Below are 21775 nucleotides of genomic sequence, written 5' to 3'. Positions count from 1 at the left end.
CGTTTTACAATCAGCCCTAAAAAGACAACTTGGTATAACAGATAGATAAGAGGTCCAATAAAGACCTCTTTTTTCTATCTTAGCTGCCACCTCCAAAATTGCATTAAAAAAGAACCTACCTGAGTAAGTTTTCTTTGAAAAATTTCAGATAATATAAAAAGCAGCCAAAGCCGCATATAATTAATGGCGGGAGCATGTGGGAATCGAACCCACCCAGGACGCTATTAACGCCCTATACTGATTTTGAAGACCAGAAGGCACACCAGCACCTATCTACCCCCATGTGAACAAATACCATTATAAGATATAAAACGACATATTACAAGTTGTTTTTAAAAATTCGTTTCAGTTATTTTAAAGTTTCCCTTCTCGTTTACAATTTTAAAATTCACTACCTTTTTTTCTTCAACCTTCTCTTTTGTACTGATGGATACTCCTGTAAGTACTTCAATATTGTTGGAATAACCAGACATCGTATATCCTATTAAATTATACTGATCTATATAATCTATATTACTTTTTAAATAGGCTACCTTCGTATTATAATTAATATTATCATTACCCTCTATTTTCATGATACTCAAAAGCCCATTCAAATTTTCCTGAGTTATATAATCATAATATTGTTTCACTATATCTATAGGACTCGCGTAATCTTTATTAACAATTAATGAGCTGAATGATAACGGTTCTCTTATTAGGTAATATTTTGTCAAAACATTCCTCATTTTCCCATCGATAAGGATTTGAACCTTTTTTATAGAGGAAATACTCGTCAATGAGTTGACTATAGAATATATTACAAATGCTTCTTCCTTCTCGGAATAATCTTTTAATATTTCCTTTGAAAAATTTACATATGCCGTATCGTCAATAACTTCCGCCGATAGCAGTTTTACTTCCCGTGGAATAATATTTCTTAATTTATTTTTGTCAGTTCCTTTTAATAACTCTTGAATCACCACATTTGCCAGTTCCTCATTGCTTCTCGATACCAACCTTATTTCCGGAAGCAAAAATTTCATCTTATTATTAGGATAATAAAGCACTATTTCGGTCTTATCTCCCGGAAGAGGGCTGATGGGAGGATAATTATTACTTCCTTCATATATTACATCATAATTCTGACAAGAAGAAAGTATTGAAATTAAAAGGAGCATAGTAATTATGATAGAAATTACTCGTTTCATGCATATTCCTCCAATTAAATGAATCATAAAAGTTACTGCAAAGGTAATTTTATATAAAAAGTACTTCCCTTTCCGTACTGACTGTCAACCTCAATTATTCCTTTATGAAGAGACACTATCTGCCAAGAAATAGACAAACCTAATCCGGTCCCTCCTGTTTCTCTGGACCTGGCTTTATCCACTCTGTAAAACCTTTCAAATATATGAGGGATACAATCTTCAGGTATCCCAATACCGTTATCTTTAATAGCAATTACTGCATATTGTTCTAAAGTATATAATTTTATTTCAATTAATCCGTTTTGTTGAGTATACTTAATAGCATTATCTATAACATTAATTACAGCTTGTTGAATTTTATCTTGATCTATTGATATCTGAACCTTTTCTTCCAATATCAATGTTAGTTTTATGGATTTTTTTTCAGCCAAAGGTTTCATACTTAAAACTATTTTCTCCAATAAAAAATTGATATAAGTGGTTCTATAATTTAAAATAATATTTTCCTTTCCCAAAGTTGTTAAAGAAAGCAGATCGCTGATTATATTATTCAGCCTATCAACTTCACTGTCTATATCCTGTAAAAACTCCCTGTAAATTTCTATATTTTCTTCATTTTCACTCAACAGAGATTCTGATAATATCTTTATGGAAGAAAGAGGAGTCCTGAGCTCATGAGAAACATTAGCTACAAAATCTTTCCGCTCCGTATCTGCCTGATCCAATTTAAGTATCATCATATTAAAAGCATCTGCTACATCCCTAAACTCATCATTTGTTTCAATATTTATCTTCTCTTTTAAATTTCCCTGGGAAGCCTTATTTATTACTCTTTTAAATTCATCTAAAGGTTGAAATATCAAACCCATTAATAGAAAGCTGATGCAGATGTTTACCAGCATACTTACAATAGATATTATAATAATCTTATTTTGTATATGTTGAACCTCTTCATAAATACTGTTGATTGAAGTAGATATGAGAGTAGCCCCGATTATATTCTTGTCAACAGTAACTGGAACAGCTACATACATAACTCGTCCCATAATTTTAAAATTATGAATATTGGAAGTTGCCATCCCTTTTAAAGCACTATTTATCTCGTCATGCTTAAAAACTTCCCCCACAAATGTATCTCCTGAGTCCGCCTGCACTATATTATTTACATCAACAATGATAATTCTCGACTTAATTTCATTACTATATTCCTTTACCATTGACTTAATATAAGTTAAATCCATATTATGGGTTAAAATATAATTTTTAACTCTTATAGAAATAATATTTGCCTTAGCAAAAGTATCAACTTTTTTCTTTTCTAAAGAATTTTCCAAAATAGAATTGATTGTAACAGCATTAATAATGAACAAGGATATCATAAGTAACAACAAATAGGTGGAAATTAATTTCCACCTTACACTATAAAACCACTTTCTCTTATTGAGCTTTACTCCTAAAATAATAACCAACTCCCCACTTAGTGAGAATATATTCTGCTTGGCTGGAATCCTTTTCTATTTTTTCTCTTAACCTCCTAATATGAACATCTACAGTCCTTAAATCCCCAAAATATTCGTATCCCCAAATAGTCTCCAAAAGTTCTTCCCTTGTAAATACCTTCCCGGGATTCGTCACCAAAAGGAGAAGCAGATCAAATTCCTTTGCAGTAAGATTTACTTCCCGTCCTTTAACCGTAAGTTTTCTTCCTAATGTATTAATAGTAAAATCGTCAATTTGAACTACCTGATCTACAATTTTCGTATTTTTCATATTAATTCTTCTGAGCACTGCCTTAATCCTTGCTTTCAATTCCAATATATTAAATGGCTTTGTAAGATAATCATCAGCCCCATATTCCAATCCCAATATTTTATCGATATCGTCTCCCTTGGCGGTAAGCATAATAATCGGGATCTGAGAGTCCTGCCTTATCCTCTGACAAACTTCAAGGCCATCAATTCCGGGAAGCATAAGATCAAGTATTATCAAATCATAATCTCTTTTAAAGGTTTTATCCAAAGCTTCATGGCCGTCAAAAGCGGTATCAACTGTATAACCATCCTGTTCAAGGCTGTATTTCAATCCCTTTACAAATATCTTTTCATCATCAACTATTAATATCTTGGTGTCCATAAAATTTCACCTCGTATTTTAACAAATCTGAGTATCCATAAACCATCAAACAACTTTTACGTTATTTTAAATATATTCTTTCATTGTCAATTCTTTTTGTAATTTTCATTTCATCAAAATTTTCTAATAAGTTAAGGGCTGCTTTTCTGTTTGTATTCAATAAATCTCTATAATTTCCTACGGATATCTTATCATTATTTTTAAAATATTCCTCTAAAATATTTAGTGCTTTTAAATAAATTTCTTTATGAATAAAAAAGTCATCTTTAATCTTTAAAATAATTCCCTCATCCAGCAATGCAGCAAATACCTTTTCAGTTTCCTTTTTATCATATTTCACTATTCTTAATATTTCCTCCTTATTAGGAGGATTTAATTCTGAATCCATATAAACTTTTTCTATTTCCTCTTTGATTTTTTTCTGAACATCACTATATTTAATTTCAAATTCTTTTAAGGATATACTTTCCTTTACCTGTTTAATATACCCTTTTTCAATCATATAATTTATAAATAAATCTCCTACCTTTTGTTTCGTATCCTTCAAATATTTGCTCCTCAATTCCTCCTTTGAAATCCCGGCTTTTAAAGGATTATCTTTATGATAAATATTTAATTCGTTAATAATGTTGTTTTTCAAACGCTCAAAATAATCCTTATGAATAACGGCTGTATCTTTTGTCAGAGGAAATAAGATTATTTTATCTGCTTTGCTCAATTTCTTTACTTCTTCTTCAACTTTTTCTTCAGGTATGACGGAATACATGGATATATCTTTGATTGTAGGATACAATCTGCTTTTTTCAAATATAATCTTTTCGATTATGTGAGAAATATCTCCCTTTTCCTTTAATTCCAACTCTTTTATAATCTTTTCATCAAATCTTTTTTTCTTCTCCGGATTAACCTCTATTATCTCCCCCCCTCCTATAGTAAACATCGGAGAATAGAACCTTAGTATAAACTTATCACCTTTTTTAGCTACTATTTCTTCTTCCAATCTCAACTGGACATATGCACTTTCTCCCGGATATAAGGATTCCTTATCCAATAATATTATTCGACATAATACCTCTTTGGATTCAATATAAAGTCGGAGCCTTGTTCTGTTTTCTATGCTTCTCGAAATATCTTTCAACAATCTGATTTTACCGTCTATCATCATTGTTTTTTTCATGGAACCCTTATATCCTAATACGTCTCCTCTCTGAATTTCATTTTTTTTGACTCCTGCAAGATTTGCAGCTACTCTTTGTCCTGCATAAGCTATTGAAACATCCTCATCATGGACCTGCAATGATCTTATCCTGCAAATTTTATTTCCTGGGAAAATCTGAACTTCATCCCCGACTTTAAAAGTTCCCGAAAGAAGAGTCCCTGTAACTATGGTTCCGATTCCGGGCAAGACAAACACTCTATCCACAGGTAGCCTTGGAATTCCCGTGAAATCCCTTTCCTCCACTTCATCAGCAGCTTTGTCGATAGCACTTATTACTTTATCTATTCCTTCCCCCGTCATTGAAGACGCAGGTATTATATCGCAGTTTTCCAGAAAAGTTCCTTTTGTTTCATTTCTTATATCTTCTACTACTAATTTCCTCCATTCATCATCTACCAAATCAATTTTGGTTAATACAATAAATCCTTTCTTCGTCCCCAGTAAATCAAGTATAGCCATATGCTCCTTAGTCTGAGGCATTATTCCTTCATCTGCTCCTATTACCAAAATGACAACATCCATTCCCATAGCTCCGGCAAGCATATTCTTTATGAATTTTTCATGACCGGGGACATCGATTATTCCTGCCCGTTTTCCACTCGGCAAATCAAAATAAGTAAAGCCCAAATCAATTGAAATTCCTCTTCGTTTTTCTTCTTCTAATCTATCTGTATCTCTCCCGGTTATTGCTCTTATTAAAGTGGTCTTGCCATGATCTATATGTCCTGCGGTACCAACGATAATGTGTTTCAACTTACTACACTCCTTCATCAACTGTTAAGCCATATAAAAGTCCTTCTATTAATACATCATAATCATCAGGCATTATGGTTCTTAAATCTAAATATATATTATCTTTATATATTCTGGCAATTATAGGCACTTTGAAATTTCTCAACCTCTTTTCGTATTCTTCCGGCCTGATATTTTTTAACGATAACATTATACACTTGGTCGGAAATTTCCCTAGAGGAAAAGAACCTCCCCCAACCTCAGAATAATCATCAACCAAATCTATATCCGCAAATTTTTTATCAATACACTCTTTAATTCTATTATACAACTTTATTCCCCTATTTTCCAATTCTTTCGATTTTAAGGTCAACATGCTTAAAGTAGGAATCATCTCTACCGCTTTTTCTTCATCTAAATAAAGCCTCAACGTCTCTTCCAAAGCACATAAGGTCAATTTATCAATTCTAAATGCCCTCGTAAGGGGATTCTTTTTCATCTTATCTATATATGTCTTCCTGCCTACAATTATACCTGCCTGAGGTCCTCCAAGAAGTTTATCGCCGCTAAATGTAATTATATCCCCTCCGTTTTTAACGGAGTCCTGTACCGTAGGCTCATATTCCATTCCATATTTAGAAAAATCAATAAGGGTTCCGCTTCCTAAATCTTCAATAACAGGTATACCATATTTATCCTTCAGCTCACATAGTTCCGTTACGGATACGGAAGAAGTAAATCCCAATATTTTATAATTACTCGTATGAACCTTTAATAAAGCTCCTGTTCTCTCATTAATTGCATTTTCATAATCCCACAAATGAGTTTTGTTTGTCGTTCCGACTTCTAATAAGTGAGCCCCGCTTTCCTCCATAACTTCCGGTATCCTGAAAGAATCTCCTATTTCAATTAATTCTCCTCTCGAAATAATTACTTCTTTCTCCTTTGCAACAGTATTTAAAACAAGCAATACCGCCGCCGCATTATTGTTTACAACAATTGCACTTTCACAACCGGCTATGCTCTTAAGAAGTTCTTCCACATGACTATATCTCGAGCCTCTTTCCCCTGTTTCTAAATTGAATTCCAAATTTGAATAATTGGTTGAAATTTCTTCAAGCCCTTTCAGGACATAAGAGCTTAACATAGAACGCCCCAAATTGGTGTGAAGCACTACGCCTGTTCCATTTATAACCTTTCTTAAATTAAATTTATTTTTATCTTCAATTCTCTTTCCAATAGCCTTAGGAAGTTCTTCAATTTTCTTGACTAAATCCTTTTCTTCAATTCTTCCGTCCTTGATTTTTTTTCTCAGTAAATCTGTTTCATCTCTAATTGAATTTACTATAATTTTTCTGGGGACATAATCTATATATTTTTCTATAATGCTATCTTCCAACAGTTCATCAACTTTAGGAATCAATTTAAATAGGTTTTTATTTTCCATAAAAACTGTCCTCTCTTTTTATTCCACTATAATTGAGTGGCTTTCTTTTTTTAATACTTCTCCTATAACATTATACTCAAGGGAAGTCCTTTCCAATTCTTTCAACAACACCTCTAAATTTTTCCTCTCCAAAGAAATCAACAGTCCTCCTGAAGTCTGAGGATCATACATGACGTCCTTTATTTCTCTCGGAATTTCAGATTTGAAAAATACTTTTTCTCCCGCATGTTTTTCATTGGAATAAGCCCCTGCAGGTACTAAACCCATTTGGGCATATTCCAACACATTTTTTATTATGGGTAAGCTTCTGTAATTTATTTTTATTGTAACATTGCTTCCCTGTGCCATTTCCAAAGTATGACCTAAGAGTCCAAAGCCCGTAATATCCGTCACACTGTTGGCTCCCGCTTTAACTGCCGCATCTTTGGCTTCTTTATTTAATGTCGTCATAACTTTAACTGCTTCGTTATACGACTTTTCATCTGCTATTTCACCTTTTATTGCAGTATTTACAATACCGATACCTAAAGGCTTTGTAAGCACAAGAACATCTCCTGATTTTGAATTGCTGTTGGTAAATATCTTATCAGGATGAACAAATCCTGTTACGGAAAGTCCATATTTCGGTTCATCATCTTCTATAGTATGGCCTCCTACTAAAGCTGCTCCTGCCTCGTGAACTTTGTCATATCCCCCTTTAAGTATTTGAACCAATATATCCGGTGACAAACAATTTGGAAAACATACTATATTTAATGCCAATTTAGGTTCCCCTCCCATGGCATAGACATCACTTAATGCATTTGTTGCCGCTATCTGTCCAAAAGTATAAGGATCATCAACAATTGGAGTAAAAAAGTCCAAAGTTTCTATTACAGCCACTTCATCGCTTATCCTATATACACAGGCATCATCAGAGGTATCGAGACCTACTATTATATTGTTATCATAAGATTGTGGTAACTGGCACAAAACTTGTGCCAAGGCATCCGGCCCCATTTTCGCTGCTCAACCAGCTTTTTTTGTCAATTGAGTAAGCCTGACCATATTATCCCTCTTTTCTATTTAACGATTATATATTCTTTAACGCTTTCAAATTTTTTATCTCCAATTCCTGAAACATTCTTTAAATCTTCAATAGTTTTAAATTTATTATTTTCTCTATATTCTATAATTCTATCAGCCAATACTTCTCCTATACCGTTCAAAGTCATCAGCTCTTCTTTATCTGCATTATTAATATCAATTTTATCATTTTTTTCACCATTAGTCTGATCTTCAGAATAATTTTCAATTTCTTCTCCGATTGCAGGTATGTAGATTTTTTCTTCATCTTCCAGCTTCTTAGCAAGGTTTATTTTATCAATATCTGCATCTTTTTTCAAACCATCTGCCTTATCTACTGCATCCTTCACCCGATCTCCCTTTTGCATTTCATAGACTCCGGGTTTGTACACTTCGCCGCTGATATGGATCATTATACTTTCTTCTTGATCTTTTGTAATATCATCCTCTATTTCATATTCTTTCTCATCCGCTTCATCAACTGTTTTCTCTTCTGACAAAGAAATGACATTGTCTTTTTTATCAAATTTCAAAATAGTTATAAAAACCATTAATACAACTATTATTAGTATAACTATTTGTTCTCTCTTTGTAAAGGAACTCATCTTTATACCCCCTAAAATATATTTCCTATTCCCATATTCTATTTTATAGACATATTTCCTCTTTTTTTAAAAAATTTGTCCATATTAAAAAATTATACATACTATTAAAAAAAAACATTTTTTTTGGTATACTTAAATAAGTACAAAAAAAAGGTAGGTGGAAAGTTTGAAGAAAATAATATCGTTTTTTTTATTTCTATTATTAATAACAAGTTATAGCTATACATTTGCTGATGATTTATCCATTACTGGAGAGAGCGCTATCCTAATAGATGGGGATACAGGCCAAATTTTATATGAAAAAGATCCTCACAAGCTTCTCTACCCTGCCAGCACTACTAAGATAATGACAGGAATATTAGCTATCGAATTGGGAAATCCCGAAGACGTTATCACCATTGATGAAGAAGTTGTAGATAGGACTGACGGGTCCCATATTGCTTTAGAACCCGGAGAACAATTGACACTACACGATCTTCTTCGTGCTCTTTTGATTCAATCCGCCAACGATTCTGCTGTTGCCATTGCCAAATATATTTCAGGAAGCGTTGAGAGTTTCGTAGATTTGATGAATAAAAAGGCAAAAGAAGTGGGAGCACTAAATACACATTTTAATAATCCTAACGGTCTGCCTGACGAATCACATCAGACCACTGCTTACGATTTAGCTATGATGGCTAAATATGCAATGAAAAACGATACCTTTAGAAGTATCGTTAAAAACTATACATATACAATACCAAAGACAAACAAAAAAGATGAGCCACGACATCTGCAATCAAATAACAGATTGTTATATAGTAATGAAAAAATTGATGTAAGCGGCAAATTAGTTCCTATTAAATATGATGGTATAATCGGTATAAAAACAGGCTTTACTAATGCCGCTCAGCAATGTCTTGTGGCATCTGCCGTGAGAAACGGCAGATATTTAATTTCGGTAGTACTGAAGTCAACAGGAAAAAATATATATTCGGATACCCATAAGTTATTGGACTACGGTTTTGACAATTTCAACGAGATCAATCTCTCCTTTAAAAACGAATTTATTAAAAATATAGAAATAGACGATGGATCTTTAGACCTTGTTGCGGGAGTTACCGATAAAAATTTAAGTACATTGGTTCCTAAGGGGTCTTCTGATAAAATAGAAAAAAAGATAAATATTTCCAAAACGATTGAAGCTCCTATAAAAAAAGGAGCGGTTTTAGGAAATATAGAATATTTTTTAGGTGGAAAATCCATAGGAAAAGTAAATGTTGTATCCACTGTCAATGTTGAAAAAATACCCACAACTAAAATCTTTACAACTTTCATATTCCATAATTTATGGATACTTATATTGGTATTATTTTCTATCTTATTATTAAGAAAAATAATAAAATACAATAAAAGAAAAAGAAGAAAAAGGAGAAGAAACAATTACCTCTAAATAAAAAAATCCCGTTAGATAAACGGGATTTTTTTAACCATAAGAAAGTCATGTCCTTCCTACTTATTAATGTTTCAATAAAAACCTTTTTTATTTAAATGCTGTTGCCTCTATTTCAATTTCTGCATTCTTCGGCAATTTGCTTACCTCAACACAAGTTCTTGCAGGTTTGTGCTTATTAAAATATTCTCCATATATTTCGTTTACAAAGCCAAAATTATTCATATCAGTTATAAAAATAGTTATCTTTACTATATCCTCTAATGTAAAACCGGCTTCAGCAAGTATTGCCTTAATATTTTCAATACATTGTTTTGTAGCTTCCTTAATATTACCTTCTATAAGTTTCTCATTCTCAGGATTTATAGGCAACTGGCCTGATGTAAAAATCACATTATTCGATACTATCCCCTGAGAATAAGGTCCTATTGCCGAAGGTGCTTTATTTGTTGATACATAAGATTTACTCATAAATATCTCCCCCTACAATTTTATTGCATTTAAAAAATGATCGTTGTCAATTTCCTCTCCATCGGACCAAAGCCTTTCCAAATTATAAAATTCTCTGTCCTCCCTGTGAAAAACATGAACAACAATATCTCCAAAATCCAAAAGAATCCATCTGCTTGACCTATAGCCTTCTTTATGAAATACATTAAAACCATTATCACTCATCTTTTCTTCTATTTCATCTGAAATAGCGGCAACCTGAGTAGTAGAATTCCCACTTGCTATTATAAAATAATCAGCAATGGACGTCAATTTTGATATATTCAATGTTTTAATATTAAAAGCTTTTTTATCATCACACGCTTTAACTATTATAGATATTCTCTTGTCAATATCTTCCAACCACTATACCTCCTGTAAATATTAATTTGGTTCTGTCAAATCTTCAGATTGATTTTCTACAGTTTTATGTTCCAAGAACATATTGTTAACTATGTCTTCATTCTCCTCTTTATATAACACATAATAGGATACTCCGTCTATGGTTTTCGGTTCGCCTTGAAGAGTCGCTGTTTGTATATTGTCAACATCAATTTTATTAAACTTCAAAGCAAATTTCGTTAACAAATCAAAAGGAATATTTGTATCCACATTGGAATAATAGCTCTTAATCATCCCTGGAACTTTTGTAATATTACTGGGCTTTAAAGCCTGGCTTATGGCAGCCTTAACAAATTCCTGCTGTGCTTTTATTCTTCCTAAATCTTGATCTTTATATCCCTTTCTGTATCTTAAAAATTCCATAGCCTTGTCCCCATCAAGAACCTGATTTCCTTCCTTCAAATGAATATGAAGAGGAGGATCCGCAGTAGGATCGTCATAATTCATATCCATAGGGACATTCATTTCTACTCCGCCTATTAACTCAACAACATCTTTAACTAATTTATAATCTACTCTGACATAATAATCTAAATCTATACCCAATAAATCTCTTACGGTTTTCACGGATAATTCCGGTCCTCCATAAGCATGAGCATGGTTGATCTTTTCTTCATTTTTTCTTCCTCTTATAACAACTCTTGAATCCCTCGGAATCGAAAGTATTGATACTTGACCACTTGATTTGTCGACTTTGCAAAGCATCATAGTATCGGATCTTTCCTTATCCCTTTTAGTAATATCTTTAGAATCTATACCCAACAATAAAAAAGTAAGTTCATCCTGATCATCTGCAAGCCTCGTTAAAAAATTACCTCCATTTTCATCATTACCATCCTTCTTAAAATTAATCCAATAATAAATAGCCCCTGAATAAATCAATACAAATGCCAAGAAAGAAACTAAGAACGTTCTCAAAAATTTTTTCTTCATTTCGACCTCACTCCGAATCTTTTTCTAATATAAGATAATTTCTTGCTTTAATTGTATCAAGATGAATCAATATTTTCTTGTCTACAATATACTTTATAGTATTATCCATAGATTGTATCAAGCTTTCATTTAAATCCACAAAAGCCAATTCTCTAACACGTTCTACTCCTTCAAAATCTCTGTTCGGTTCAATATAATCTGCTATATATACTATTTTTTCAAGTAAGGACATATTTTCCTTTCCAGTAGTATGATAATATATCGCGCTCAATATTTCCTTATCATGAACATCGTACACCTTTTCTGCTATTTTAGCCCCAAGGGATCCATGGATAAGGTCTATATTATGTTCCATAACATTATCTAAAATTATATCAAAATCATCAATCATTTTCAAATAATTTTTTTTATCCTGCAATTTCCCGCAATCATGAAGTAAACCTGCCATTCGAGCCTTATCCATATTACAGTTATATATCTTCGATAGTTTCACGCTTGTTTCCATAACCCCTACAGAATGAATATATCTTTTATAGCCTATATCGTCTATAAGCCTTTTTTCAATCCATTTTTCTATCATTTTAACACCTCTTAATTATCTGTACAACCTATTTTTCTTTATGTAAGCTTCAACATCCAAGGGTAAATAATACTTTATGTTCTCTCCATTTTTTACTCTTTTTCTTATATCCGTGGAAGAAATATCAATATATGGGGTTGTAACTGAAAATACAATTTTAGAATATTTATCATTAATCTCATTTATTCTCTCTTCAAGAAGAGAATATTCTATACCTACTCTTTTAGCAACAATAAACTTACTTTCTCTTAACAGTTCTTCTGAATTTTTCCATTTATCTATATTTATTAAAGAATCAGCTCCAATAATAAAAAATATCTCGGATTTCGGATACCTCTTTTTGAAATATCTAATTGTATCTATAGTATAAGTTAGCCCTTCTCTTTTTATTTCTATATCTGATATATAGAAATAAGGATTGTGCATAATGGAAAGAAGAGTCATTTCATATCTATGCTTTGCTGAAGTTACATTCTTAAGATTTTTATGGGGTGGTTCTCCTGTAGGAACAAATATTATCTTATCTAAATCAAAATTAACCCTCGATTCTTCAGCGATTATTAAATGTCCAATATGTATAGGGTCAAAAGTACCTCCCATAATACCTATCTTATTGCTCTTCATATATAAATCCCTCCAATACACATATAAAGATTGGCAAAGCCAATCTTTATGGAAGTTCTATTTTCTTTTTTTCCTTAGACTCTCTATAAATAATAAATTTATTCCCTATACTCTGAACAAATTCTGCTCCTACTAACTCTGAAATTTTTTTTGCCATTTCATCTGTCTCCAAAAAACTATTATTCAATACTTTAATTTTAATTATTTCTCTTGATTCCAATGCACTATCCACTTGTTTAATAAAATTATCGGTAATTCCATTTTTACCTATTTGAAAAATTGGTTCTATACTATTTGCTATAGCTTTTAAAAAGCTTCTTTGCTTCCCTGTTAACAATAGGAACACTCCTTCTTATCTTTAAACTTCTACTTCTTTTCTGGTTTTTCTTCTATGGATTTCATAACCTTTAGTTCCCTTTTTCCACCCTGATCTGGACTTTTCTTCTGGTACATAATTCTTATTTATAACAACTTCCCCCTTCGCAAGGCAATAATAGGTAGGCTGATTTTCTTTACAATTTCCACAATTCATACATTCCATAAAACCTTTCTAACCTCCATTTTATCTATTCAAAAAATTCGAATTCATGATCACAGATGAATACCGATTCGTTTTCCCGTATGCCTAACCTTTTTAACTCATCTACTATTCCCCTCTTTCTCATAGTATTCTGAAAATATCTAAGTGAATCAATATCATCAAAATTAGTTGAGTATAAAAGTTTTTCAACAAAACTTCCTTCTACAATATACTTCTCATTTTCCTTTTTAACTATTATGTCATCTTTATTATTTTTATTACCTTCTTCTCCACTAAATTCTAACACTTCGTCAAAAGTTTTATAATCCCTTTCTATTTTGAGCAACCTGTTCCATATATTATATTTAAGGGCATCTATTCCTTCCTTAGTAACCGAAGATATTTTAAATACCTCAAAACCTTTTTCCTTAAGTTCATTTTCAATGGAAAAGCTTCTTTCCATTGCACCCGGAATATCCATTTTATTTAAAACTACAATTTGATATTTATCCGATAATTTTTCATTGTATTTAAACAGCTCATCATTAATTTTATAAAAATCATTCAAAGGGTCTCTCCCTTCAGAAGCAGAGCCGTCCAATACATGAACTATAAGCCTTGTTCTTTCTATATGGCGAAGAAAATCATGCCCCAATCCTACTCCTTCGGCAGCTCCTTCTATTAGTCCCGGAATATCTGCCATAACAAAACTTTCTCCTTCTCCAATATATACTACCCCTAAATTAGGCTCTAACGTAGTAAAAGGATAATTCGCAATTTTAGGTTTAGCAGATGACAATATAGATAAAATCGTCGATTTGCCTACATTAGGAAAACCTACCAATCCTACATCAGCCAAAAGTTTTAGTTCCAGTATTATATTTTTTTCATCCCCCTTTTCACCAGCTTCAGCAAACCTCGGTGCTTGTCTGGTAGAAGTAGCGAATTTGGCATTTCCCTTACCACCTTTTCCACCTTTAGCAATAATAAACCTTTGATTTGCTTCCTTTAAATCCGCTATTACTTTCTTTGTTTCTCCATCTTTAATTAAAGTTCCTGCAGGAACTTTAATTAGAAGATCCTTTCCTTTTTTCCCATACTGCTTTTTTGTTTTTCCATCTTCTCCATTCTCAGCTATATATCTTCTTTTATATCTAAAATCCATTAAAGTTCTGATACTTTCACTGGACTCAATAATTACACTTCCTCCATCTCCCCCGTCTCCCCCGTAAGGGCCACCTGAGGGCTCAAACTTTTCTCTTCTGAAAGAAATTGCTCCATTTCCGCCCTTTCCTGCTTTGACAAATATACTGGCTGAATCAATAAACATATAATCATCCCTACTTTTATTTTCAATATTACCTTGTTCTTTAGTAATTTAATTATATCAATTTTACATGGTCTGTCAATATTTATAGAAATATTTCTCTTTTATTGTTTTCTTTTAACAAAAATTTATGCGGTATCTTCTCTGATTTCTCCTCGTCTCAGAAAAAACACCGCAATCTTTACAAAGCTTGTTAAAAAAGTAAATGCGAACTTAGGCCAACTCTTCTTTTTTATATATGCTTACCTGCTTTTTATCTTTTCCTTTTCTTTCAAATTTAACTACTCCGTCTATCTTTGCAAATAATGTGTCGTCTCCGCCTCTTCCTACATTAATTCCCGGATGAATTTTAGTTCCTCTTTGGCGTACCAATATATTTCCGGCCAAAACAAATTGTCCGTCTCCTCTTTTTACTCCGAGTCTTTTAGATTCACTGTCTCTTCCGTTTCTTGAACTTCCTACTCCTTTTTTATGAGCGAACAATTGTAAATTCAATTTTATCATTAATTACACCTCCTCATCCTCAAGCCTTACATTTTCAGGGTAACTTTCCATCAAATTTTTAATTCCCAATTCCATAGTGCTTAAAACTATATAAACATTATTTCTTTGTACCTCATTCAGATTTCCCTGAAGCAAAACTTTCAATATTCCTTCTTTATCATCAATATAGTATTTAATATTCTCTTCATCGACACCACATACTTCATGTAAAGCTATAAGTGAATTTTGAGTTAGTATTGACACAGCAGCACATACAATATCTCTCCCTTTACGGGAATAACCAGAATGGCCTTCAACATTGTATCCTACTATACCTCCTTCACTATTTCTCAAAATTTTAACTTTAATCACGGCATTAACCTACAATCTTTTCTACTTTAACCTTTGTATATGGTTGACGATGGCCTTGTTTTTTTCTATAATTCTTCTTCGGCTTATATTTGAATACAATTATTTTCTTGCCCTTGCCTTGTTCCAAAACAGTACCTTCAACTTTAGCATCGCTTATATACGGATTTCCGATTACCGAATCATCATCCTTCGCTATGAAAAGCACTTTTTCAAATTCAACTTTTTCTCCTTGTTGAAGGTCAATTTTTTCAACAAGTACTATATCTCCTTCTTTAACCTTATATTGCTTTCCACCTGTTTCAATAACAGCATACATAAAAAACACCTCCTCTAACCAGTCTCGCCGATGCAAGGTGCCTAAGCTTTAATACCTTCATCGAGCGGCTACTTCCGAGATTAAATTGTATCAAAATAAAACTTTTTTGTCAACAATCTTTGAAATTTTACTTTTTATATTCTTCCTCTTCCTCCACACATAGGACATATGGAAGTAAGCTTTGATGACAGAGTATTCCTTGCTTTTTTCCTTGTCATTTCAACAAGGCCCAAATTCGTTATTCCATATAAATTTGTTTTCGTTCTGTCTTTTTTCAATACTTCTTTCATCTTTTCCATAACTAAATTTATATCCTTTTTGTTTCTCATGTCAATAAAATCAATGACTATTATTCCTCCGATATCCCTTAATCTTATCTGCTTACCTATTTCTTCCGCTGCCTCCATATTAGTATTAAACACAGTACTTTCCAAACTTAAATCCCCTGTATATTTTCCCGTATTTACATCTATTGCCGTCAGTGCTTCCGTTTCATCAATAACTATATATCCTCCGCTTTTTAATTTAACCGTCCTTTTTAATGCTCTGCTTAATTCTTCTCCTACATTTTTAAAACTCATAATATCCAAATTTTCATCTAATATTATCTTGTCTGTCAAATCTGCAGAAACCGATTTCACTAATTTCGATATGCTTTTATATATTTTCCTGTCATTTACAATAACATTATCCATATTATTTAGTATCACGTCTCTGACAATTCGTTGGGTGATATCCATTTCCTTATATAATAACTTAGGGCAGGGAAGAAAATTTTTTTCCATTTCAATTCTTCTCCATATACCCATAAGAAATTTCAGTTCTTTTTTTATTTCCTCCTTATCAGCTCCCATAGAAGCCGTTCTCAAGATCATCCCGATACCTTCAACTTTAATCTCCTTAGCTATATTAAAAAGCCTTCTTATTTCCTCTTTGTCCTCTATTTTTTTAGATATATTTATTCTATTATTAAAAGGAGTAAGGACCAAATACTTCCCGGGAATAGTAATATGAGTTGTAACCTTAGGTCCCTTGTTTTGAAATGATTCTTTAACTACCTGAACTATTATTTCTTGCCCTGCCTTTAACGCTTCCCCAATGGAAACATTTTTACCGGAAGAAATCATGGGTTTGGGAATTACGTCTTTTATATATAAATAAGCATTCTTACCAATTCCTATATCAACAAATGCTGCTTCCATACCCAGAAGTACATTTTTCACTCTTCCCCTGTATATATTTCCCACAATTTCATCTTCCGGTTCTTCTTCTATATAATATTCAACTAATTTATCCTCTTCCAATATGGCTACCTCGGTTTTTTTGTTATTATAATATATTAAGATATAATTCATAAAAAAGATGCCCCCTGTCATTTCATATAATGTTGAATATGGAATTTTCTTTTTCTCCATACATATCAATCCTATGAATATTTACACAATAATCATCCAAGGACAAATGATAAAAATCAATAAACGAGGAAAGAAAATCTTTAGGTTTTAAATTTCCATTTTCTGATGTTTTAAGTAAAACATCTAAAACAATTATCCTGTCTTCTTTATTTTTTAAGACGATATTTCCAACTTGAGGTCTTATGTTTTCAATCTTTTGCTGTAATCTCCCTTTTTTCTTCCTTTCTTTCACAAATTCAATGCTATCGCAATTTAGATAATCCTTCATAAGTTTTTTAATTTCGTCTTCTGTCAATTCTTCTTTGATTTTAAATTCTATTTTATAATAACTCCACTGTATAACGGAGGACAAAGACGGTTTATCCTCCACATATTTTCCACAAATAATTCTAATATCTTCAGGCAATACTTTATTCATGGATTTTATAAATTCATCTATGGAAACTTTCCTTTCCAAATCGACATCCATATACTCTCCATCACTTGATATTCCTAAGGACAAAGGTGCCCCTATAGAAAACTTAAGATGAGGATTAAATCCTTCAGTATGTTTAACCGGCATATTACACCTTTTAAATGCTCTTTGAAACAATCTCATCAGATCCAAATGAGAGATATATTTCAAATAATTTTTTTTAGTGAACTTAATTCTTAAATTCAATCACATACACCACCCGAAAAACTTTCTTTGATTCCGCAATCGTTGCAGGCTAATCTACAATCTTTTGTCAATTCGCCCTTTAGAGATTTTTCATACTCCCTAATCAGATATTTCTTTGATACCCCTATATCTATAAAATCCCAAGGAAGCACCTCATCGGTTTTTCTTTCTCTCAATGCATAAAAATCTCCATCTATATTCATTTCTTTAAAGGCTTCCATCCATTTATCAAATTTAAATAAATTACCCCAACCATCAAACTTACATCCTTTTTCCCAAGCCCTTATTAAGACCTTACCTATTTTTCTGTCTCCTCTGGCAAGAATTGCTTCTAAATAACTCAACTTAGGGTCATGATAATTAAATGTTACCTTCTTATCCCTTATACTATTTCTCAATAAGGAAATTTTTCTGTTAAATTCATCTAAGGAATTCTGTCCCACCCACTGAAAAGGTGTAAAAGGCTTTGGTACAAAACACGCGGCACTTGTAGTGATTCTCAAATTTCCTTTTCTCCTTTCGGAAGGTGTAGCAAAAAACAAGTCCTTTACTTTATAAGATAAATCCTTTATTCCCAGGATATCCTCATCCGTCTCGGTGGGAAGTCCAATCATAAAATACAGCTTAATGGATGACCAGCCCTCACTAAAAGCATAAGTGGATGTCCTTATAAGGTCTTCTTCTGTCACTCCCTTATTAATTACATCTCTAAGCCTTTGACTTCCTGCTTCCGGAGCAAAAGTCAAACCCGTTTTCCTTACTTTTTCGATTTCTTGTATTACATCTAATTGGAAAGAATCCAATCTTAAAGACGGAAGGGATACTCCAACATCATCCTTTTCGAATTTTTTCATAAGTATTTTAATCAGATTTTCCAGCTGAGAATAATCACAGGAACTCAAGGAAGTAAGTGAAACATTATCATATCCGGTTTTTAATATTAGTTCTTCTGCAGTTCTTACAATAGTATCTACTTTTTTTTCTCTTACAGGCCTATATATCATTCCTGCCTGACAAAACCTGCAGCCTCTGCTGCAGCCTCTAAATATTTCAACAGGTACTCTGTCATGTACTATATCTATATATGGAACTATCAACTTATCGGGATAATATACATTATCAAGATTCTTGATTATTCTTTTTTTAACTTTAGAAGGAACATTATTATACTTAGGTATAAATTCTCTTACTGTTCCGTTATCATTATAAGAAACTTCATAGAATTTAGGAACATATACTCCCTCTATTAAGCAAACTTCTCTTAAAAATTCATCTCTTGATTTACTTTCCTTTTTCCACTTTTTAAATTTTTCGGTTATCTCAAAAAAAGCTTCTTCACTTTCCCCCATAACAAAAAAATCCATTATTTCCCACAAAGGTTCCGGGTTATAAGCACAAGGCCCGCCGGCTATAATAAAAGGATCTTCCTCTGTCCTGTCTTCCGAAATTATAGGAATACCGCCAAGATCAAGCATATTGATAATATTGGTATAGCTCATTTCATATTGAAGGGTAAATCCTACAAAATCAAATTCATTTATAGGAACCTTGTTTTCAAGAGTAAACAGGGGAATCCCTTCTCGCCTCATTCCATTTTCCATATCAGGCCAAGGGGCAAACACCCTTTCGCAGGCAATATCATCTTCTTTGTTCAATAAATTATAAATAATATGAAGGCCTAAATGAGACATTCCAACTTCATAAACATCTGGAAAAGCAAATGCAAATTTGACATTTATATTGTTTAAATCCTTTTTAACGGAATTCAATTCCATTCCTATATATCTTGCAGGTTTTTCTACTATAGGAAGAATCTTATCCAATTTCTCCACATTAATCAATTAATCCTCCACCTTCCTATTTTTCATAAGTAATATAATACCACTTTTTATACTTTTTTAATAGATTAAAAGCAAAATCAAGATGATTTTGCTTTTAAAAATTAATATATTCTTCCGGATTTACAGGTTCCCCCTTCACTCGTATTTCAAAATGTAAATATCTATTTCCTTCTTTAAGGTTTCCAAGGCTTCCAATCTTTTGTCCTTTAGCGACTTTGTCCCCTTTTTCAACATGAACTTCTTTCATCTGACCGTAAACGGCACTGATTTCTCCATAATCTACGGTAACAAAATATCCCAAACTATTTTTGTCCTCAATATCTGATACGGTTCCGTCGCCGATAGAATAAGCTACTCCTTCACTTGCAGGAATTATATCAATTCCGTTGTTAAAAACCTTATTTTTTACTTGTTTCCCTTCTCCAAAGTATTTATATATTTTTCCCTCCATCGGAACAATATATTCCTCTTTCCCTTGAAAACTGTTGAACACGGTTACAATTTTATCAGGTATCTTAATCTTGTTTTTAGCAAAATCAATTATCTTTTTACCGTCCTTTTTAATTTCAAATTTATAATTAACCCCTTTATCTATAATCCTTATAACATTATTGGAAAAATTAGAATTAATCCTTTTTAAAATTAAAATGATAATGATTATTATTAAAATGATAATCATTCTTTTTATCTGTTTTTCATAAAATCTTCTGTCCTTATAAAATTGCGTATTTATCCTAAAAATTTTGTTTAAATTTTTAATATTCATATTATCCACCTGCCTATCAATATATTAATAGAATATTTTAAACAGACAGGTTTTATTACTAATAATATTCTTCTTTTTATCTTAAAAAAACCCTAACCTCCGCAGTTAGGGCTTACAAACACTATTATGATTTATTTTTAATCTTTAATATGGGAATGTTGGCTACCAATGCCGGAATAGGCATATTATCAGTTTCCCTCCTGGTTCTTGTCATCTTGATATCCAATCCGTCCTTATCAATTTCTACATATTCAGAGATTACCCTTATTATATCTCCTTTAATCATTTCAAGAAATTTAGGCGACAAATCTCCTCTATCATGTACTAAAACAAGTTTTAATCTCTCTTTAGCAATGTTTTTACTGTTCGAGCTACTTTTACTAAAAAATCTTAATAAATCCAAAAAAATCCCCCCTTACCTTCCAAAAAGAATTTTCAATATTTTATTAAATTTTCCCTCATCGGTATTTAAATCAAGAAAATCTACTTTCTCTCCGAGTATTCTTCTTGCAATATTTCTATAGGCCATCCCTGAACGAGCATTTTGATCAGTAACTACCGGCTCACCTTTGTTAGTAGAAATAACTATGGCTTCGTCATCTGGAACAACCCCTAAAAGCTCAATTGCCAAAATGTCTATTATATCATCAATATTCATCATATCTCCCTTTTTAACCATATCTTGGCGAATTCTGTTAACTATAAGCCTTGGATTATGTAAGCCCTTTGATTCCAACAAACCTATTACTCTATCTGCATCTCTTACCGCTGATATTTCCGGTGTAGTTACAACAATAGCTTCATCCGCTCCTGCAATTGCATTTTGAAATCCCTGTTCGATACCGGCAGGAGAATCTATTATTACATATTCAAATTCTTCTTTTAAATTATTACATAGTTCCAACATTTGTTCAGGATTTATTGCGGTTTTATCCTTCGTTTGAGCAGCAGGAAGAAGATATAAACCCTCATATCTTTTATCTCTTATTAACCCTTGCTTTAATCTGCAAACTTTTTCTACTACGTCTACTATATCATAAACAATTCTATTCTCCAATCCCATTACTACGTCAAGATTCCTCAGTCCTATATCTGAATCCACTACTACTACTTTCTTTTCAAGTAATGCTAATCCAGTACCTATATTTGCTGTGGTAGTAGTTTTACCTACTCCTCCTTTACCAGATGTCACAACAATAACTTTGCCCATACTTTCTCCTCCT

At 32.3% G+C, this 21775-nt stretch carries 25 protein-coding genes and 1 tRNA gene; 1 reads left to right on the top strand and 25 read right to left on the bottom strand.

Annotated elements, in window-relative coordinates; genetic code table 11:
• Window positions 1-184: 184 nt before the first annotated feature.
• From PP176A_RS16155 to PP176A_RS02945, 8 genes are all read right to left on the bottom strand, one after another.
• A tRNA-Sec gene (locus tag PP176A_RS16155) sits at window positions 185-281 on the bottom strand.
• A gap of 51 nt (window positions 282-332) precedes the next feature.
• Entirely contained in the window at window positions 333-1190 is an 858-nt protein-coding gene (locus PP176A_RS02975; RefSeq protein ID WP_071138970.1) for a GerMN domain-containing protein, read from the bottom strand.
• Window positions 1191-1222: 32 nt separating this feature from the next.
• The gene (locus PP176A_RS02970) at window positions 1223-2659 is read right to left on the bottom strand and encodes a sensor histidine kinase (RefSeq protein WP_200795975.1); all 1437 of its coding nucleotides are present in this window, start codon (window positions 2657-2659) and stop codon (window positions 1223-1225) included.
• On the bottom strand, window positions 2628-3323 hold the full coding sequence (locus tag PP176A_RS02965; RefSeq protein WP_071138969.1) for a response regulator transcription factor: 696 nt from the start codon (window positions 3321-3323) through the stop codon (window positions 2628-2630). The genes PP176A_RS02970 and PP176A_RS02965 overlap by 32 nt, the downstream gene beginning before the upstream one ends.
• A gap of 61 nt (window positions 3324-3384) precedes the next feature.
• Complete coding sequence (gene selB, locus PP176A_RS02960) at window positions 3385-5295, bottom strand: selenocysteine-specific translation elongation factor (protein ID WP_071138968.1); 1911 nt, start codon at window positions 5293-5295, stop codon at window positions 3385-3387.
• Between the two features lie 4 nt (window positions 5296-5299).
• Entirely contained in the window at window positions 5300-6721 is a 1422-nt protein-coding gene (gene selA / locus PP176A_RS02955; protein ID WP_071138967.1) for an L-seryl-tRNA(Sec) selenium transferase, read from the bottom strand.
• 18 nt (window positions 6722-6739) lie between these two features.
• The gene (gene selD, locus PP176A_RS02950) at window positions 6740-7768 is read right to left on the bottom strand and encodes a selenide, water dikinase SelD (protein ID WP_083381749.1); all 1029 of its coding nucleotides are present in this window, start codon (window positions 7766-7768) and stop codon (window positions 6740-6742) included.
• A gap of 14 nt (window positions 7769-7782) precedes the next feature.
• Entirely contained in the window at window positions 7783-8391 is a 609-nt protein-coding gene (locus tag PP176A_RS02945) for a helix-hairpin-helix domain-containing protein (RefSeq protein ID WP_071138965.1), read from the bottom strand.
• 166 nt (window positions 8392-8557) lie between these two features.
• Between PP176A_RS02945 and PP176A_RS02940 the strand changes: the two genes are divergently transcribed.
• Complete coding sequence (locus tag PP176A_RS02940; protein ID WP_071138964.1) at window positions 8558-9823, top strand: D-alanyl-D-alanine carboxypeptidase family protein; 1266 nt, start codon at window positions 8558-8560, stop codon at window positions 9821-9823.
• A 90-nt stretch (window positions 9824-9913) separates the two neighbouring features.
• Here the strand turns inward: PP176A_RS02940 and PP176A_RS02935 are convergent, their stop codons facing one another.
• The 17 genes from PP176A_RS02935 to minD all read right to left on the bottom strand — a co-directional run bounded on the left by PP176A_RS02935 (window position 9914) and on the right by minD (window position 21762).
• Window positions 9914-10294 (bottom strand): RidA family protein, encoded by a 381-nt coding sequence (locus PP176A_RS02935; protein ID WP_071138963.1) that lies wholly within the window; start codon window positions 10292-10294, stop codon window positions 9914-9916.
• Window positions 10295-10306: 12 nt separating this feature from the next.
• Window positions 10307-10675 (bottom strand): ribosome silencing factor, encoded by a 369-nt coding sequence (rsfS, locus tag PP176A_RS02930; protein ID WP_071138962.1) that lies wholly within the window; start codon window positions 10673-10675, stop codon window positions 10307-10309.
• A gap of 21 nt (window positions 10676-10696) precedes the next feature.
• A complete protein-coding gene (locus PP176A_RS02925; RefSeq protein WP_071138961.1) occupies window positions 10697-11647 on the bottom strand; it encodes an LCP family protein in 951 nt (316 codons plus the stop codon).
• Between the two features lie 7 nt (window positions 11648-11654).
• Complete coding sequence (gene yqeK / locus PP176A_RS02920; RefSeq protein ID WP_071138960.1) at window positions 11655-12227, bottom strand: bis(5'-nucleosyl)-tetraphosphatase (symmetrical) YqeK; 573 nt, start codon at window positions 12225-12227, stop codon at window positions 11655-11657.
• Window positions 12228-12242: 15 nt separating this feature from the next.
• The gene (gene nadD, locus PP176A_RS02915; RefSeq protein ID WP_071138959.1) at window positions 12243-12851 is read right to left on the bottom strand and encodes a nicotinate-nucleotide adenylyltransferase; all 609 of its coding nucleotides are present in this window, start codon (window positions 12849-12851) and stop codon (window positions 12243-12245) included.
• Between the two features lie 46 nt (window positions 12852-12897).
• The gene (yhbY, locus tag PP176A_RS02910) at window positions 12898-13188 is read right to left on the bottom strand and encodes a ribosome assembly RNA-binding protein YhbY (RefSeq protein WP_071138958.1); all 291 of its coding nucleotides are present in this window, start codon (window positions 13186-13188) and stop codon (window positions 12898-12900) included.
• 21 nt (window positions 13189-13209) lie between these two features.
• A complete protein-coding gene (locus PP176A_RS02905) occupies window positions 13210-13392 on the bottom strand; it encodes a hypothetical protein (RefSeq protein WP_071138957.1) in 183 nt (60 codons plus the stop codon).
• Window positions 13393-13417: 25 nt separating this feature from the next.
• Window positions 13418-14701 carry a GTPase ObgE gene (obgE, locus tag PP176A_RS02900; protein ID WP_071138956.1) on the bottom strand — a complete coding sequence of 428 codons (1284 nt, stop codon included), beginning with the start codon at window positions 14699-14701 and terminating at the stop codon, window positions 13418-13420.
• A gap of 210 nt (window positions 14702-14911) precedes the next feature.
• The gene (gene rpmA, locus PP176A_RS02895) at window positions 14912-15202 is read right to left on the bottom strand and encodes a 50S ribosomal protein L27 (protein WP_071138955.1); all 291 of its coding nucleotides are present in this window, start codon (window positions 15200-15202) and stop codon (window positions 14912-14914) included.
• Between the two features lie 3 nt (window positions 15203-15205).
• Window positions 15206-15553 carry a ribosomal-processing cysteine protease Prp gene (locus tag PP176A_RS02890; protein WP_071138954.1) on the bottom strand — a complete coding sequence of 116 codons (348 nt, stop codon included), beginning with the start codon at window positions 15551-15553 and terminating at the stop codon, window positions 15206-15208.
• Window positions 15554-15557: 4 nt separating this feature from the next.
• Window positions 15558-15869, bottom strand: a complete 312-nt coding sequence (gene rplU, locus PP176A_RS02885) for a 50S ribosomal protein L21 (RefSeq protein ID WP_071138953.1) — start codon at window positions 15867-15869, stop codon at window positions 15558-15560.
• 134 nt (window positions 15870-16003) lie between these two features.
• A complete protein-coding gene (locus PP176A_RS02880) occupies window positions 16004-17224 on the bottom strand; it encodes an Rne/Rng family ribonuclease (protein WP_071138973.1) in 1221 nt (406 codons plus the stop codon).
• 22 nt (window positions 17225-17246) lie between these two features.
• Complete coding sequence (locus PP176A_RS02875; RefSeq protein WP_071138952.1) at window positions 17247-17945, bottom strand: TIGR03936 family radical SAM-associated protein; 699 nt, start codon at window positions 17943-17945, stop codon at window positions 17247-17249.
• Window positions 17942-19777 (bottom strand): TIGR03960 family B12-binding radical SAM protein, encoded by a 1836-nt coding sequence (locus tag PP176A_RS02870; protein ID WP_071138972.1) that lies wholly within the window; start codon window positions 19775-19777, stop codon window positions 17942-17944. The genes PP176A_RS02875 and PP176A_RS02870 overlap by 4 nt, the downstream gene beginning before the upstream one ends.
• Before the next feature lie 103 nt (window positions 19778-19880).
• Window positions 19881-20552, bottom strand: coding sequence for a murein hydrolase activator EnvC family protein (locus PP176A_RS02865; protein ID WP_071138951.1), 672 nt, complete (start codon window positions 20550-20552; stop codon window positions 19881-19883).
• Window positions 20553-20676: 124 nt separating this feature from the next.
• On the bottom strand, window positions 20677-20955 hold the full coding sequence (gene minE, locus PP176A_RS02860; protein ID WP_114218121.1) for a cell division topological specificity factor MinE: 279 nt from the start codon (window positions 20953-20955) through the stop codon (window positions 20677-20679).
• Window positions 20956-20967: 12 nt separating this feature from the next.
• Window positions 20968-21762 carry a septum site-determining protein MinD gene (minD, locus tag PP176A_RS02855; RefSeq protein WP_071138949.1) on the bottom strand — a complete coding sequence of 265 codons (795 nt, stop codon included), beginning with the start codon at window positions 21760-21762 and terminating at the stop codon, window positions 20968-20970.
• Between the last annotated feature and the right edge of the window lie 13 nt (window positions 21763-21775).

It is taken from the genome of Sporanaerobacter sp. PP17-6a (assembly GCF_900095615.1).
GTDB lineage: Bacteria > Bacillota > Clostridia > Tissierellales > Acidilutibacteraceae > Acidilutibacter > Acidilutibacter cellobiosedens.
Note: the sequence above shows the minus strand (reverse complement) of the source record. Positions and strands in the feature narration are given on the sequence as shown.